This window comes from Streptococcus sp. NLAE-zl-C503, assembly GCF_900104285.1.
GTDB lineage: Bacteria > Bacillota > Bacilli > Lactobacillales > Streptococcaceae > Streptococcus.
The window spans coordinates 1-15,974 of sequence record NZ_FNJT01000010.1 but is presented as its reverse complement, the minus strand read 5'-3'; the positions used below and the strand labels follow the sequence as shown (position 1 = coordinate 15,974).

The 15,974-nt window shown below is 40.2% G+C and carries 19 protein-coding genes and 1 pseudogene; 4 read left to right on the top strand and 16 right to left on the bottom strand.

The window, feature by feature from the left end:
- Positions 1 to 49: 49 nt before the first annotated feature.
- The 11 genes from BLS46_RS09485 to BLS46_RS09430 all read right to left on the bottom strand — a co-directional run bounded on the left by BLS46_RS09485 (position 50) and on the right by BLS46_RS09430 (position 7,239).
- Complete coding sequence (locus BLS46_RS09485) at positions 50 to 331, bottom strand: hypothetical protein (protein WP_093587187.1); 282 nt, start codon at positions 329 to 331, stop codon at positions 50 to 52.
- A gap of 909 nt (positions 332 to 1,240) precedes the next feature.
- Complete coding sequence (locus BLS46_RS09475) at positions 1,241 to 1,660, bottom strand: DUF1492 domain-containing protein (protein WP_093587183.1); 420 nt, start codon at positions 1,658 to 1,660, stop codon at positions 1,241 to 1,243.
- 1,170 nt (positions 1,661 to 2,830) lie between these two features.
- On the bottom strand, positions 2,831 to 3,451 hold the full coding sequence (locus tag BLS46_RS09465; protein ID WP_093587179.1) for a hypothetical protein: 621 nt from the start codon (positions 3,449 to 3,451) through the stop codon (positions 2,831 to 2,833).
- 194 nt (positions 3,452 to 3,645) lie between these two features.
- Positions 3,646 to 3,801 carry a hypothetical protein gene (locus tag BLS46_RS09925; protein WP_164993748.1) on the bottom strand — a complete coding sequence of 52 codons (156 nt, stop codon included), beginning with the start codon at positions 3,799 to 3,801 and terminating at the stop codon, positions 3,646 to 3,648.
- Positions 3,802 to 3,998: 197 nt separating this feature from the next.
- On the bottom strand, positions 3,999 to 4,847 hold the full coding sequence (locus BLS46_RS09460) for a DnaA ATPase domain-containing protein (RefSeq protein ID WP_093587177.1): 849 nt from the start codon (positions 4,845 to 4,847) through the stop codon (positions 3,999 to 4,001).
- A gap of 11 nt (positions 4,848 to 4,858) precedes the next feature.
- The gene (locus BLS46_RS09455) at positions 4,859 to 5,680 is read right to left on the bottom strand and encodes a DnaD domain-containing protein (protein ID WP_093587175.1); all 822 of its coding nucleotides are present in this window, start codon (positions 5,678 to 5,680) and stop codon (positions 4,859 to 4,861) included.
- Positions 5,667 to 5,852 (bottom strand): BOW99_gp33 family protein, encoded by a 186-nt coding sequence (locus BLS46_RS09450; protein ID WP_093587173.1) that lies wholly within the window; start codon positions 5,850 to 5,852, stop codon positions 5,667 to 5,669. The genes BLS46_RS09455 and BLS46_RS09450 overlap by 14 nt, the downstream gene beginning before the upstream one ends.
- A gap of 8 nt (positions 5,853 to 5,860) precedes the next feature.
- A complete protein-coding gene (locus tag BLS46_RS09445; RefSeq protein ID WP_061865008.1) occupies positions 5,861 to 6,127 on the bottom strand; it encodes a hypothetical protein in 267 nt (88 codons plus the stop codon).
- Between the two features lie 14 nt (positions 6,128 to 6,141).
- Positions 6,142 to 6,345 carry a preprotein translocase subunit YajC gene (locus BLS46_RS09950; RefSeq protein WP_093587171.1) on the bottom strand — a complete coding sequence of 68 codons (204 nt, stop codon included), beginning with the start codon at positions 6,343 to 6,345 and terminating at the stop codon, positions 6,142 to 6,144.
- A 98-nt stretch (positions 6,346 to 6,443) separates the two neighbouring features.
- A complete protein-coding gene (locus tag BLS46_RS09435) occupies positions 6,444 to 6,737 on the bottom strand; it encodes a hypothetical protein (RefSeq protein ID WP_025170800.1) in 294 nt (97 codons plus the stop codon).
- A gap of 289 nt (positions 6,738 to 7,026) precedes the next feature.
- Complete coding sequence (locus BLS46_RS09430; RefSeq protein ID WP_093587169.1) at positions 7,027 to 7,239, bottom strand: helix-turn-helix transcriptional regulator; 213 nt, start codon at positions 7,237 to 7,239, stop codon at positions 7,027 to 7,029.
- 143 nt (positions 7,240 to 7,382) lie between these two features.
- On the opposite strand from BLS46_RS09430, the gene BLS46_RS09425 reads away from it, so the two are divergent.
- From BLS46_RS09425 to BLS46_RS09415, 3 genes are all read left to right on the top strand, one after another.
- Entirely contained in the window at positions 7,383 to 8,012 is a 630-nt protein-coding gene (locus BLS46_RS09425) for a helix-turn-helix domain-containing protein (RefSeq protein WP_093587217.1), read from the top strand.
- A 111-nt stretch (positions 8,013 to 8,123) separates the two neighbouring features.
- Positions 8,124 to 8,975: a DNA damage-inducible protein D gene (gene dinD, locus BLS46_RS09420; RefSeq protein WP_093587167.1), complete on the top strand. Its 852-nt coding sequence runs from the start codon at positions 8,124 to 8,126 to the stop codon at positions 8,973 to 8,975.
- A gap of 186 nt (positions 8,976 to 9,161) precedes the next feature.
- Positions 9,162 to 10,325, top strand: a complete 1,164-nt coding sequence (locus tag BLS46_RS09415; RefSeq protein ID WP_093587165.1) for a tyrosine-type recombinase/integrase — start codon at positions 9,162 to 9,164, stop codon at positions 10,323 to 10,325.
- Positions 10,326 to 10,481: 156 nt separating this feature from the next.
- On the opposite strand, the gene rpsD is transcribed toward BLS46_RS09415, so the two are convergent.
- From rpsD to BLS46_RS09390, 5 genes are all read right to left on the bottom strand, one after another.
- The gene (rpsD, locus tag BLS46_RS09410; RefSeq protein ID WP_000092756.1) at positions 10,482 to 11,093 is read right to left on the bottom strand and encodes a 30S ribosomal protein S4; all 612 of its coding nucleotides are present in this window, start codon (positions 11,091 to 11,093) and stop codon (positions 10,482 to 10,484) included.
- Positions 11,094 to 11,327: 234 nt separating this feature from the next.
- Positions 11,328 to 11,993 carry a potassium channel family protein gene (locus tag BLS46_RS09405; protein ID WP_093587163.1) on the bottom strand — a complete coding sequence of 222 codons (666 nt, stop codon included), beginning with the start codon at positions 11,991 to 11,993 and terminating at the stop codon, positions 11,328 to 11,330.
- A 13-nt stretch (positions 11,994 to 12,006) separates the two neighbouring features.
- Positions 12,007 to 13,386 carry a TrkH family potassium uptake protein gene (locus BLS46_RS09400; RefSeq protein ID WP_093587161.1) on the bottom strand — a complete coding sequence of 460 codons (1,380 nt, stop codon included), beginning with the start codon at positions 13,384 to 13,386 and terminating at the stop codon, positions 12,007 to 12,009.
- 33 nt (positions 13,387 to 13,419) lie between these two features.
- Positions 13,420 to 14,184: a nucleoside phosphorylase gene (locus BLS46_RS09395; RefSeq protein ID WP_093587159.1), complete on the bottom strand. Its 765-nt coding sequence runs from the start codon at positions 14,182 to 14,184 to the stop codon at positions 13,420 to 13,422.
- A 125-nt stretch (positions 14,185 to 14,309) separates the two neighbouring features.
- On the bottom strand, positions 14,310 to 15,545 hold the full coding sequence (locus BLS46_RS09390; RefSeq protein ID WP_093587157.1) for a carbohydrate-binding domain-containing protein: 1,236 nt from the start codon (positions 15,543 to 15,545) through the stop codon (positions 14,310 to 14,312).
- Between the two features lie 323 nt (positions 15,546 to 15,868).
- Here BLS46_RS09390 and BLS46_RS09385 point away from each other — a divergent pair.
- Positions 15,869 to 15,974, top strand: a pseudogene (locus BLS46_RS09385) (transposase); the annotation flags it as partial.

The following is a 15,974-nucleotide window of genomic DNA, read 5'->3' as shown; positions in this document are numbered from 1 at the left end:
ATAATCGTCATACTTGTTATAATTAGGTCATAGAAGCACCTAGATTGTACTAAGCGCTAATTTTTACTAATTGCTTTGCCTTTTCGTAGTAAGGCGTTAGGAAGTTGATAAACCCTTGCTTATCGCTTGGGTCGTGCTCCTCTAAAAACATCATCAGCTCAAAGTCATTGAGAGCGTCAAACATTTCAGGGTTTTCATTATCCCAAGCCTCAGCAAAGCCTTCATCCTCTCCAAAAAGTCCGTTAAACTTAAAGGAGAAATCCCAAAAATTATCAATCTGACCACTGACCGCTTGCTTTAGCATGTCTAATACTTGTTGACTGTATTTCATCGCCCACTCCTCCTGATAAATAAATTATAGCATACCTTACTTGCTAAAGTACAACAAGCACCCCATTAGACTAACCTGCTACTTTGCTTTCTTGTAAAAATGTTGTATACTTAAATAAATAAAGGAAGTGATCTTGTTCCCCTTGTCCACTATGTGGTCGGAATGATGGTTACTTCTTTTTTAACCCTTACTTTCTCAATATTCTTGTATTTAAAAGTTTTTTAGGCTATAATTAAATTAACGAATAGAGGTTTTCCATCTCCCCTTGAAACAGACTTTCTGCAGTAGGAGGTGGGACGCCTCTATTTGTTTTTTAAGTCAAAATGAGTTATAATTGAATTAAGAAAGGAACTGGTTTGGCACCCAATGACCTATTTTAGGTCGGCGCCTAAGTCAGTTCCTTTTACTGTTTCGACTACCCAAAAGGATATACCCTTAATTCTTGCGTCAGTTAGTTTTTTAGGTTATAATCTAAGTAATGAGAGCTACTACCTCCTACATTAAAGGCTTCGGCTGTGGGGGGTGTGTGCTCTCTTTTTTTATAATTTCTAACCTCGGATTATACTTGTACTAGAAATTTTTTTGAGTTATAATTAAGTTAAGGTAAAGGTGGTCTAACGTCCATGAAGCAGCTTGCTGTGGAGGCGGTGGGTCACCTTTATTTGATTTTAAAATCAAGAAGATGTATAATTAAGTCAAGAAAGAAGCATGGTTTTCCCGCCCAAAAAGCCTTAGAGCTGTGGGAGAGTCATGCTTCTTTTTTTATCTCACAAAAACCCCCAGATTCGTTTCTAAGGGCTTTTAGTTTATCCATGGTGTTTTAGTCATCCAGTCCAAAACAAAGCGAAATAGGGGTAAATATGAAGCCTAGGGCTCCCCATACACTCCTAATTCTGTGGCAAGGTTAAATCAATCCCCATTTACCATACCTGCCAAGTGTTCTATAGCTTTTTGCCTTACTAGATATACCAAAGATTTAGATTTCCCTATTTCCTCAGCAACCTCCCAAGCATCAAGAACATTCAAGTAGAACAGCCTGAGAACGGAACGCTCAAGCGGATTGGCCAGCTTATCGATCAGCCTAGATATTTCCATTCTCTCTTCAGTAAGCCGCTCAATCCTCTGAAGCGTGTCCTCTTTTAGCTTCAGAACACTTATAAGATTGTTCTCTGCTGTATTTACCCTGCTTGTTTGTACTCTGGTAGTGCTCAGTTCTTGCTTTTTGATGATACCACTTTCTAAAGCTCCAAGCTCTAAATATAAGCCCTCTATTTCTTTATTGATCCACTTAACGCCCTCTAGTTTTTCTTTTACTTGCTCTGGTGTCATGCCTTGACCTCCTCTATGATATAATAATAGTGTTGAAAATGTAGCCGAGGCGGAGCGCCTTGGCTTTTTTTTGCTATTTCTCTAGGTTCGCTCTAGCTTCAATCCTATTCTCCATACCATTTGATAAGCAATTAAGGAACGTTTTTATCTCCCTTATTTCCTTGTTATTCTGCAAGCAATTAAGGCAAGTTATTTCTTTCCTTATCTGCTTATCATTTTGTAAGCAACAAATCCAAAATAACAGACTTTTAAACTACTCTTATCTCCTTAGCATTTGGTAGGAAAATAAGGGGAGTTATTTTAGTTCTTATTTCCCTATCATTCTGCAAGGAGTAAATCCAAATTAAGGAAGCTAAAAAGTCTCCCTATCTCCTTACAGTTTTTCAGGGAACAAAATCAAAATAATCGATGTTATTTCCTGTCTTATTTCCTTACCGTTTGACAAGGAGAAAAACGAAAATAAGGAGCTTTTAAATTCGTCTTAACTCCCTATCATTTTGTAAGCAATTAAGAAGTTGTAAGCAATTAAGAAGGCTTATTGTCGTCCTTATTTCCCTATCATTCTGCAAGGAGTAAATCAGAAATAAGAGGGGTAAAAACTTCGCTTATCTGCTTGATAAATGATAGGGGGATCTATCCACTTTCTCGGGCTTCGCTCGAGGTTCAAGCTATGTAATCTTCTCTGTTCGTTCTCTGTTCAAGAGCTATTTTCTCGGCGTTCGCTCGGAGTTCAACACACATAACCCTGCCATTTGTCAGGCATATTTACTGCCACTACCTTACCAAAACCTTACCATTGGAAAACTTCGATACCTTAGGGTAATCTTAGGGTTCTATCACTAGAAAAAAGCCCTGTACCTTGCTAAAACCTTGCTATTTTGAAGTATGTGACCTTAGCCTAATCTTAGCCTATTTTTAATATTTTTAAATACACAACCTTGTACTAACCTTGTACTTTTTATATATGCTACCTCACCCTTACCTCACCCTTTTTTGGAACACTCTGCTTACTTAAACCCTTGATATATCTAGCTTTTTTAACATTCAAACCGTCAAATATGTAGTATTTATTTGTTTTGTAAATTGCACCCTACTACAAATTATCATGTAAAAAACCCAAATCGATTGGGTTACATACTAAAAGGGGATGGCTCCCCTCTGCACACTCGATTAAAGTATTGCGTCCATGTTGTCGTCTAGGTAATCAGATTCTAAGAAAGTTATAGCTCCCTCAACTCTCTGCATTACAAATCCATGATCAGACATCAATCTCTCATAATTCAGCTCATCGACTGCTCTAGCAAACTTATTCAACAAGTCTTTTGTCCGATTGCTATTGTCCGCTGGGATATACTGCGCTAACTCTGCACTGTTTGGGTTGCCATTACCAAAAATACCTCCCAAAGCATTTCGGAAAAGTTCTAACGTTGTACGATCGTCTTTGTAATGGTCTATTAGTGCTTTTCCAGTGGATACGGCCAAAGCGCCACTTTCAAAAAGTTTTACGGCATTTTGCACTGCTACTTGGTAACCAGAATCAGTCAACGCTTTTACTTCCGTTTCAGCTCTCTTAGCCTCTTTATCTGGTAGTAGGTTGTCTGCAATTTTCTTCAGATCGTCATAATAACCAGCATACCAAGCTTCGTATTTGAATTTAAGGGTTTCAAGTTCATTTTCTTTCCCCTCTGCACTTAAAAATTGATTATTCTGTATTTCTTCGATTTTTCCATATAAGTTTGAAATAGCACCTTTCAATGCTAACATCTTAGTAATAATTGTTTTCTTGTTCATTCTTTTTCCTCTTTCTAATTCTTTCAATCGTTTACAAGTATCGTCATGCTACGGTATCCCATTTTTAAAACTGTTTTTTTGCTCGTATCAATCCATAAAGATTTTTGTATCATATCCACTCCTAACACCAAAACAAAAAGGACACCGAAAAAGCTAAATAGCTTAATCAACGCCCTCGGTTGTTCCGATAGACTCTATTTTTTTGTTTCACTTCGTTGCAAGTATGAAAATCTTCCATCTTGAAAATGCAAGGCCACACTCCCAAAGGTTGGGGGAGCTTCTGCCTCTATTTTACCATTTTTCTGATACAAAATAAAGCCTTGCTTCAACAGTTCAACTAAATCATCCATACGATCCTCCATTTCATTTTTTCTTGCTTTTCATTAACCTAGAGCGCTATGAGCCTCTTCTACTTGATTAAGTTGTAGTACTTGTAGCTGATATAAGCGATATTTTCAACTATTCAATGCTTTTTACTACCCTTTTTAGTGTACTTTAGCTCATTTTTAAGGTTTTTTGAGTTCCATTTTTGGAATGCAAAGCCTTCTCAATGTTGAGCGACTTTAGCCTTTAAGCTACTGATTGAGTATCGCTTATCCTTGATAGTAAATGACTTGAAAAAGTTACCCTCTAATCCAGTTCTGACACGGCTAGCCACTCGTTCACTATACAAACTAGTAATCTCTGAGCTACTTAGATTTGTAGTAATAATGGTTTTATCTCGATTGCTGAGAATATCAAAAATAAACTCTTCTTCCCAGACTGATTTACCTTTACTACTAGCGTTGTCCGATTTTATACCTAAATCATCAAGTACCAGGTAATCAACCTCTTTCAGCATTCTTGAGTAGTGCCCCTCTAGACTAGTAGGAGCGTTAAAGCTCTCTCGAACTCGTCTAAGGATTTCTGTTAGATTGACAAATAACACGCTTTTAGGCTCTCCTTTGGCCTTGTAGCCCTCGTTTATAGACTTAGCAATCGCAACGCTTAAATGACTCTTTCCTATCCCTGTAGATCCTGTAAATAGGGTATTTCCTGTCATACCGTCCAGGTATTTCTCTACTTGCCCTTTAGCAAACTCCAGTAGTTGCTTTTCCTCGGCTGTCTCAGCTAGGAAATTCTCAAAGCTAGCCTCTTTTAACTCCCTAGGGATCGTACTGTCCCGCATAAGTACATTATAGGTTTTTAGGTATGTCTCAGCATTTAAGCTGTTATCTACTCCCTCCCTATCCTGCCTTTCTATTAGTTCCTTTGTGCATTCAGGGCAAAACTCTTGTATACTTCGTTCCTTATTACCCCTCTTAGGTGTTGAAATTTGCCAATAATTGACCTTATGAACCTCACATACCTTTTCACTAATTTTTCTGTTGTTATATTGCTCAAATTTATTTTCCATTGCTCACCCTCCTAAAATGGGTTTTCTTCTGTTCGTGTTTTCAGCCATTCTTCACGACTAATAGGCTCAGCTTGTTTAGGTGACTGTTTCAGCTTTTGACGTTGCTCCTCATGCTGCTTAACTTGCTCAACTGTTCTAAGTCCTAACCCTTGCCAGTTTGAAAGAATAGACCTGGTATATCTAATTGACTTACCAGCATTTAGGATAGTTACCTCAAGAGCATAGATAACTAACTCTTGGCCATGGATTTCTAGCAGGTCTCTCACTTCTTCCACCATTGTTCCATTAACTGACATTTGGCCAAAAGCAGACTTTAATTTTTCAAAGATTGGATTTTCATGCTCGTCCTCGTCATTCTGACTTGACCTAGATTGACTTAGATTATCTTGACTTGACTTATATTGACTTATATTCTGCTGTCCCATGTCTGCCCCTTGGTCGTCCCTTGGTTGTCCCACCTTTTCAGGAGGTTTTTTAGATCTATCTACACGCTGCCTAGGCTCAGTAAGTTCAATATCTGGGACTACTTCCTTGAGTAAATCCGCATAGACTGAATTGACCTTTCTATCAGCACGAACTTTATTCTGCTCATGAAAATCCACAATAAAATAAACCATTTCATCATTAAGCGGCCTTATGAAATCCTTGACTATCAAAAGTCCTAGGCTATCCTCACTAACCCCTATCATTCTAACAACAGGGAAAGCCTCTACTACTCCATCATCATCTGAGTTTTGAATTAAATGAAAATATAGAGCCTGTGCCTCTAATGGTAGCCTCAAAAATCTCTGAGTTTGGGTCACTGTCTTACTTATCATTCTACGATTTCCCATTTTTCTTCCGTTGCACCTCCGTGTTAATTCCCCTGATGATGTCATAATAAGCGTGACCAGCTGGGATGACATAGCCCTCTGTTTCAAATTCCACCCATTGCTCCACACCGTCCACAATTACCTTGCGTAGATTTTTTATGACGGGTGTCCATTGTTCTTTTTTCTTTGTCATTATTCCCCCTAATCTACTGCAAGAAAATTGTATATATCAGTTTTGCGGTAATAAATCTTCTTACTGTTCTCAAAAGGCGATTGATACGGCTTTAAGCCGTGTTTTTCCCAATTATTCAACGTTGTTCCGCTGATCCCTAACTTTTCTAGTAGATCAGCTCTAGCAATTAAATCCCAGCCGTCATTATGCTGTTTTTCAAGCTCAAGCCTTTTCTCTAAGTGATCTCCCACTTTCTCCAGTAGCTCAAGCTCTGCCTCTCTTGATAATAGTTGCATATTACACCCCTTTTCTAGTTGTTCCGCTTGCCTGCTAGTTGAATATAACGCCCGTAGCAAGGGTTTAAATCCTCGCTAGGTGTTTCTATCGCCCATTGGTTTTCTCGCTCAAATTGGGCGCTTTTTTTGCGGTCTCGGTGGTTTAGATAAGGCAGTAGGCCAATCAATACCACCATGAAGATTACCGATTGTGTATTGGTCAAATCTAGTTCATTCATGCTATGCCCTCGCCTTATAGTTCTTGATAAATTCCGCTTGTTTAGGTTGTTCCATATTCAGCAAGTCGTCTTCGGCTTGTGCCATTTCTTTAATATCTTTAGTCATGGTATGCCTCCAGCTCTTTAGCGTCGTCATTGTTCAAAAGTAAAAAGGCTATCTCATTTAGACGATCGTATAGCTTTTCATTCTGGGCGTATGCTGTATCAGTGTATTTTTTAGCAAGCCATAAGAATGTGGTTGTATCTTTCTGTAGTGCAAACTCAAGCCCTTCAAGAGCTAGGTTATTCATTTCTAAAACGTTCATGATGTCGGTTAATTCGTTCCCTAATTCTGCTAGTTTCTTAGCCGATAATAGAACTTGTTGGCTTGATGTTGCTTTTTTTGTTGTCATGTTTTTTACCTCTGTTTCTGTGTTTATGTAATTGCCTTGATGGGCTTTTTAATGCCTTTCTTGCTCACCGCCTCACGCTCAGACTCGCCAAAGTTTGAGAGCGTGAGAAAGTACCAGGTTTAAGAGTTGGCGCTCTCTCGTTTGGCACAAATCACTATTTTGTGATATAATTAAATAAATACCTAACTAAATCCCATACTTGCTATTTTGGTTTTAGTTGTTTAAGTGAAAAGCCTTGCTGATTTGGTCGTCGGTTAAGGCTTTTTGTTTTAAGTAACTTTTCGTAACTTTATTTATAAAAAAATATTTCTTCTAATGTTACTTCAGGAAATAATGGTAGTATCATTTCTTTAATAATAATTTTTTCATTATCCCGGAATTCAACCTTGCCATTCTCCTTGTTTCGGTAGGCGTTGATAGAAATATTCAACTTTTTAGCCATTTCTTTTTGGCTTAAACCTAACATATTGCGATAGCCTTTTACTTTGTTTATTGATAACATTTTTTTACCTCCTTTCGTCACTTTACGTAACCATTTTACTCTTTGTTAGATAGATTGTCAACAGATAAATGTAACTTTTCGTAACTTTATTTTGTTAAATCCACAAGAAAGTGATATAATTTGAAATGAAAGGACTGGAACTTATGACACAAGAAGTTGATAAAAAAATCCTTGGACAGCGTATCAAAGCTATTCGTTTAGATAAAGGGATGACTTTAGAGGAATTTGGAAAACTCTTTGGGACGTCCAAAAGTATTGTCTCTAGGTGGGAAAGTGGGATCTCTTCCCCAAATCCTGAACGTCTAAAAACGATTGCTAAAGTTGGCGATATGACTGTTAGCCAACTGTTACACGGTGAACTAGGAGGGAGCCACTATAACTGGGAAGCTGTAGAAGAACTTTTTAAAAAAATTTTTAATGGTGCCTCTATTGATAAAACAGCCTTACAAAGAACTCAAACAGTTGTTGACAAGGCTTTCTTCTTAAATTTTGGTATAGAAGATATAGTTAATATCTATTTGTTCCAAAAAAATACATCTAAGCCTTTAGAAAGTCTTCAGGACTTGCAAGATTATTTTGAACAAACAGCTGAGGGGTTATCAACTTATTTGGAAGGTGCTACTGGGACAGAATTAATAGATTTAGAAATGCAGATAGCATTTTTAAAAAGTTATGCATCTAAAATTAAAAAATACCTTGAAACTGGTGAATGGGCTTCTGGAATTATTTCTAACCTCAAGGAAAAATCAAAAGGAATCAAGAAAGATAGCTAACCCATGCGCCACAACGTCCAACAACCATGAAGCGTGTGATTCTCGGAGTTCAACGTCATATTAGTCTTGTAATTCAACTAATCATAATATTTTAGAAAGGGTACTTTATTTATGGAACTTCAACAGTACGATGAACTAACTTTTGAAAATATCAAACATATAGACGAAAATGGAATAGAATTTTGGTATGCCAGAGAACTACAAACCATTCTAGAATATATGGAGTGGCGTAACTTTAACCAAGTTATAGACAAGGCAAAAATAGCCTGTGAAAACTCCAGAGAGCGCGTGGTTGCCAATTTTGTTGACGTCAACAAAACTGTACAACTTAATTTTGGAATGCGAGAAATTGCAGATATTAAACTCTCACGCTATGCCTGCTATTTAATTGTCCAAAATGGCGATCCTAGAAAAGAGGTCATTGCACTAGGGCAATCATATTTTGCTATTAAAACCCGTCAGCAAGAATTACACGATGATTTTAATCGACTGACCGAAGATCAAAAACGAATAGCTATTCGTGATGAAATTAAACGCCATAATAAATCCCTTTCTCAAGCCGCTGGAAATGCTGGAGTTACAAATTTTGGTGAATTTCATAATGCTGGCTATATGGGTCTTTATGGCGGGATGACAATGCAAGATATACATGATAGAAAGGAACTTGCAGATAAGGAACATATTCTTGATTATATGGGTAGTATTGAGTTAGCAGCGAACCTATTCCGCGCCACACAAACAGACGAAAAATTACGTCGTGAAAACATACAAGGAGCTGAAAATGCTAATAAAACGCATTTTGCCGTTGGACGTACCGTCAGGCAAACAATGAGAGAATTAGGAAATACAATGCCTGAGAATCTCCCCACTCCTCACGAAAGTATCCAAGACTTGAAAAAGAAACAGAAAAAGCTTGAAAAACAAGCTGATAATAACCAACTTTCACTCTTTGATGATATGTAACAGTGGGCCATATCAGCCTAAAAATCCCCTCTAAGCGATTTTATAGCTCAGCTATACAAATTCCATCACACCTAAAACAAACGAAAATAGGGCTATTCTCGTAGCTCTCAGAGCCATATAAAAACAATATTCATAAATACTTGACTAAATCCCATACTTGCTTACTGATGTTAGAAAGGTATGACTATGAATATTACAGAATACAAAAAGAAAAACGGTGCTACAGTGTACCGTGCAAGTGTTTACTTAGGCGTTGATAAGCTTACAGGGAAAAAGGCTAGGACAACCGTTACAGCCAGCACTAAAAAGGGCGTTAAAATCAAAGCTAGGGAGGCTGTCAATGCTTTTGCAGCTAATGGATATAGCGTAAAGGAAAAGCCAACCATTACAACCTATAGGGAGCTGGTCGCTTTATGGTGGGAGAGCTATAAGAATACAATCAAGCCAAACTCTCAGCAATCCATGGAGGGGATCGTAAGGCTTCATATTTTGCCTGTATTCGGCGATTACAAGCTAGAAAAACTCACTACTCCTATCATTCAGCAACAAGTCAATAAGTGGGCTGACAAGGCCAATAAAGGCGAAAAAGGGGCGTATGCAAACTATAGCTTTCTAAACAATATAAACCGCCGTATTCTCCAGTATGGAGTGACTATGCAAGTGATCCAACACAACCCTGCTAGAGATGTCATTATCCCACGTAAACAACAAAATAAAGAGCATAAGGTCAAATTTTTCAGCAACCAGGAACTAAAACAGTTTTTAGACTACCTGGAAGATTTGGATCAATCTAGCTATGAGAATTTCTTTGACTACGTTCTTTATAAAACATTGCTGGTTAGCGGCTGCCGTATCGGTGAGGCTTTGGCTCTTGAGTGGTCTGATATTGACCTAAAAAAAGGCATTATCAGCATTTCTAAGACTCTGAATAGATATCAGGAAACAAATACGCCTAAGTCTAAAGCAGGTCTAAGAGAAATCGACATAGACAAGGCTACAGTTTCCCTACTCAAACAGTATAAAAAACGCCAACAAGTCCAGTCATGGCAACTAGGACGATCTGAGGGGATTGTCTTTACTCCTTTTACCACAAAATACGCCTACGCTTGTTTGCTAAGAAAGAGGCTACAAGGTCACTTTAAGGCTGCTGGTGTCCCTGATATTAGTTTCCATGGTTTCAGACATACTCACGCTACAATCATGCTATACGCTGGCATAGAGGCGAAAGATTTACAGTATAGGCTAGGCCACTCTAATATCTCAATGACCTTGAATACTTATGTCCATGCTACCAAAGAGGGAGCAAAAAAAGCCGTCTCAATCTTTGAGGCAGCTATCAGCAATTTATAAATAATAAGGGTGCCCCATTTTTGGGCTACCCTATTACTATGCCTAAAATTAATTATGGGTAACTAAAAGGGTAGTAAAAACAAAAAAAGCACTAAGGGAAAGCGCCCCAAAGTGCTTGATATCAAGGCTCTAAAGCCTATCTTGTTTAATAAAATATTACAACATTTTGTTGTAGAATTCAACGACAAGTGCTTCGTTGATTTCTGGGTTGATTTCGTCGCGTTCTGGCAAGCGAGTCAATGAACCCTCCAATTTTTCAGCGTCGAATGATACGAATGCTGGACGTCCAAGAGTGGCTTCTACTGCTTCAAGGATTGCTGGAACTTTCAATGATTTTTCACGAACTGAGATCACTTGACCTGGAGTTACACGGTATGATGGGATATCAACGCGTTTTCCGTCAACAAGGATATGACCGTGGTTTACGAATTGACGAGCTTGACGACGAGTAGTCGCAAGACCAAGACGGTAAACAACGTTATCCAAACGACGTTCCAAAAGAAGCATGAAGTTGAAACCTAGGATTCCGCCTTTGATTTTTGTAGCTTGTACGAACAAGTTACGGAATTGTTTTTCACCTACACCGTAAGTGAAACGAAGTTTTTGTTTTTCAGCCAATTGCAAACCGTATTCTGACAATTTAGAACGGTTGTTTGGTCCGTGTTGTCCTGGTACGTAGTTACGACGTGCCAATTCTTTACCTGTACCTGTAAGTGAAAGGCCAAGGCGACGAGCTTGTTTCCAAGATGGTCCTGTATAACGTGACATGTGTATGTCCTCCTGATATAAATAATATTTGGCGGAAATAGTCACTTAGAAAGCCCTGATTCGTGCAGATGCCCTTCGCCTAAACAGCCAAGGTTACTTGTCATAAGACACCTGTTGACGAGCTTCATGCTTTCCTGCTGATATTTCACACAAAATCCATTCTACCATGAATAGCTAGATTTGTAAAGGGATTTTACGGCTTTATTTCAAATTGGGGTCAATCTCAGACCTCTTTTACTCATTCAACTCTGCTAGCGTGTCCAAATGTTGGTTATTAATGACGGCCATGATGTAAGCATCTGCCTGCAAGAGGTCATTGGGTCCGAATTGGACATCCAGAGGAGCATTTTCGTAGGCACGAAAACCAAGTACATTGAGGTTGTATCGCCCACGTAGATCCAACTGACTGAGGCTTTTACCTACCCATGATTGGGGGATTTTCATCTCGACAATCGAAACATTCTTGTCCAGCTGAAAGACGTCTACGCTGTTATGAAAGAGGATGGTCTGTGCTAATGAGCGCCCCATTTCAAACTCTGGTGAGATGACTGCGTCTGCACCAATTTTTTCCAACACCTTTTTAGCCGTATGGCTTTTGACCTTGGCAATAACGGTCGGCACTCCTAAACTCTTGCAGTGCATGACCGCAAGAACACTGGACTCCAGATTTTCACCTGTTGCGACGACTACGGTATCACAGGTGTCAATCCCCGCTGATAGAAGGAGTTCTTCATCCGTGATATCTCCAACTACTCCACGCGCCAGCACAGGTTCAAATTGATTGATACGCTCCTCGTGGTCATCAATAGCAATGATATTCATGTCATGCTTGGCTAGGGCAACCAAAACACTGCTCCCAAAAATTCCCAAACCTAAAATTCCAATTGTCCGATCTGACATCGTTCTTCCTTTCTTACCCAATGGTGATATCTGCTTTCATATAGTGAATCGTATCTTTCTTGTCTGGCTGGTATTCCGCTACACTGACCAGTAGTGTCAAGGGACCAATACGGCCGATAAACATCAGCAACATAACGATGCTGAGGGCTAACTTACCTAACTCCGGCGTTAAATTTGCCGTCACCCCAACTGTCGCAAGGGCTGAAATGGTCTCAAACATGAGGTAGATAAAGCGCGGATTTCCCTCTGCTGTTATTCCTAGCAGGATCAAGCCCAGCAAGAAAGTTAGCAAGAAGATAATAAAGACACTAAAAGATTTTTGCACGGTTCGGGGTTCAATGGTCCTCCGAGCAACATTGGCATGAGGCAAGCCCAATAATTCACTGCGAGCAAAGACCAACAAGACAAAGAAGGTCGTGATCTTGAGCCCCCCTGCTGTCCCTCCAGGTGCCCCGCCCAAAAACATCTGCAAGATGTAGATCAGTAAGGTAACTGGTCGAGCCAGGGTGTAGTCAATTGAAGCAAAACCTGCCGTTCTCATGCTGACGGTCTGGAAAAAGCTAACCAGCAGCTTCTCTGGAGTACTGAGATTTCCAATCGTCCCAGGATTGTTCCACTCAATTAAGAGAGTCGATACTGTCCCAAAGAGCAAAATTCCCGCCGTTAAAAAGAGAACCAACTTGGTATGGAAACGCAGACGCCGTTTTTTCTTTTTCCCAAACTGGGTCGCTAGATCAAACCAGACCATAAATCCTAGCCCACCCGTGATAATCAATCCTGCAATCACTAGATTGATTAAGGGATCCGTTTGAAAGGCTACCAAACTCGTACTTCCAAAATTATCAAATCCAGCATTACAGAAAGCTGAAACAGCCAAAAAGATAGAGGTTAATATCCCTCGCCCCCAGCCAAATTCAGGAATAAAGCGGAAACTCAAGAGAAAGGCACCGAGCCCTTCCACTAGAAAAGTCGTCAGAAAGATTGAACGGATGAAGTCCTTTAGAGACTGGGTTTCTCCATAACTGAAACTTTCTTGAATAGTCTCACGGCCACGAAGGCTGAGCTTTTGCTTGCCTTGGATATAAAAGATCCCGATAAAGGTCATAAGCCCCAAACCACCGATCTGGATCAAAATCATACAGACCAACTGACCCCAGATATTGTAAGTAGAGGCTACCGGCTGGGTAAAGAGCCCTGTCACACAGACCATGGACACGGTCGTAAAGAGATGGTCAAAGTAGGTCGCTTGTGACGTTTCTGCTTGCACAAAGGGGAGGCTTAAAAGAAGCGAGCCTAAGAAGATCACTAGGGCAAAACTTAAAAAGATGCGACGGGCTGGCGATAACCGAGCCAGTGTCGTATTTATTTTTTCCAAAAAAGATTTGAATAACATAACTACATTCTACCATAAAAACAGTAAGAGCACTCACATATGGTGCACAATGGCAAGACAGAGTTCGAGCGCCTTATCAAAAGCTTCTGAGCCCCAGTCACGACTGTCGTAGTTATCTAGATCTGCTAAAGAATCTGCGGTAAAGAGCAACTCTCCCCAGACACCCCCACGTAGCTGAGCCACTGCCGCAAGAGCCGAGCACTCCATCTCCACAACAGCGCAGCCTTCTTCCTTGCGATAGGCAACCTTTTCAGCCGTCTCTCGGTAAAAACCATCTGTCGTCCAGGTCATGACCTCCTCGTAAGGAATGCCTCTTTGTTCCAAGACTTGCTCAATGGCAGAGACAGCCTCAATCTGCATCTCCATATAACGAGAAGGCGCTGCATAGTGGTAGCTGGTACCCTCATCTCGCAGAGCTCGAACAGGGACGAGAAAGGCATTTTCCTCTATATCGGCTAGGACTCCACAAGTACCAGTGGAGATGATTTGCTCCACACCATAGCCAATCAACCAATCCATAAACTGGGCCGCTGGGGCAGAACCAACGGGCGCCTGGGCCAGACAAATCTCCTCGCCTTTGTAGTTGATGACATAGACTGGATAAGTCTTGGTGGCAGAAACGAACTCACCAACACAGTCCGCCCCTACTTCCTGAGCGTAGCGGTCAATCTCCTCCTCCAAAAATGCATAGATACACTTCTTTGGCAACTTTAAGTCTAAACCCTCGTGATTCGGCATAAGGACCGCTTGGGGGTTATCATCAAACTCTAAAATGGGAATCGCATGCTTCTGAATCATAGCCCACCTCCTCTAATTTTGTACTATTGTATCAAAAGCTGACGGAGTGTCAAGGAGTTGGCTTTAGATTTCCTCTAGTAATAACACAAAAATCTCCCTTCTCTTTCAAGAAAGGAGAATTTTGCTTATCCTTGTCCGCCAGGGGCTGGACCGCCCCCTTGAGGGCCTCCATTTGGTCCACCGCCACCAGGCATAGAGTTGACAATTTCCGTTTGTTTTTCACCGTTGAGATAGATATCTCCACCTGTGTAGGTCGCTGTTCCATCAAAGTCAAAACCTGTTTGACCAGTCATTTTAATGGTTCCGCCTGTGACAGTGATATTTCCATTTGAGTCGATTGGGTCTGTGTCCCCTTGACCAACTTCTACTGTCAGGTTCCCGCCATTCATGGTGAAGAAGATTTCACTCTGTTGGGCATTTTTGTTGGCTGCATTAACCCCATCATCTGTCGAATAGATGCTAATGTCCCCACCGTTGATAGTGATGGACTTACCTTCAAGTCCTTCTGTCGAATTCTTGACGGTGTAGGTACCACTATCGATGACAAGGTCTCCAGAAGCATGGATGCCATCATCTCCTGCTGTAACAGTGATGTTGTTGTTAGATAGGTACATGGTTCCGACTGAAGTATCCTCATCATTGTCCACCTTGACTCCGTCTTCTTTGGCATCGATGGTCATAGTCGTACCAGAGATATTGAGTTCATCATTGACATTAAAGGCATCACCAACTGCTGTAATGTTATAGGTTCCACCCGTGATATGGAGGGTGTCGTTGGCCTTGATACCATTGTTTTTCTTGCCATCTACATTGAGAGTTCCTTTCCCGTTGATGGTCAAATCCACCTTAGAAAAGAGAGCTGCGTCTGCTTTTTCGTCGCTGTTAGAGCTTGAGTCAGAGAGACTGTTGGTGGTTTCCTCTGACAGAGTTAGGTAGACATGACCGGCTGATGTCGCAGAAATCGCTGCATTGGTAGTGGTCATGGTCGCACCTTTTAGGACTAGGTGAACATCTACAGACTTGTCTGCCTCGACCTTGATCTGCACTCCGTCAGACTGACCTGAAATCACATAGGTTCCAGATTTTGTGATGGTCACTGTTGATTCAGAGACTGTCACCCCATCTCCAGAGACGTTTGCTGATGAGCCAGATAACTCAATCTTAGAAGCTGTGCTTTCATCATAAGAAGTAACATAGTCCTTCTCTGTAAAATAGGAAGATTGATTTGTCTTTGTTGCAGTTGTTGTTGCATTATTTGTAGTTGCCTTGGTATTGGATGTAGTTGTTGATTGAGCACAAGCTGTCATCAGCACCATTGCCGTTAAACTCGTTGCGAGTAGGGTCCATTTTTTTGATTTCATACCTTTTTCCTCTCCTTCGTATGATATAGCTAGACAGTCTACAGAAGATTCCTGAAACGAAACTAAAACTTTTCTGAAAGCTTCCTTAAATTTAGTTTCGCTTAGTATTCTTTTGAAAGGGCTACCAGAAACAATTTGGGAATGCTAAAATATATTTGATAGTTTTTAAAACCAACATCCCCAGTGCCATGTCTCCCTAACCAAAAAAGCCAAAAAGAAGAAAAATCTATAAGACTAAGATAAAGATTACAAAAAGAACAGCTCCAGTGAACTGCACCCCAAAAGTTAGACAGAAAAAATCTAACTTTTGGGGTGTTTTTATTATGAAATTGAGTTATGAAGATAAAGTTCAGATCTATGAACTTAGAAAACAAGGATATAGCTTAGAGAAGCTTTCAAATAAATTTGGGATAAACAATTCTAATCTTA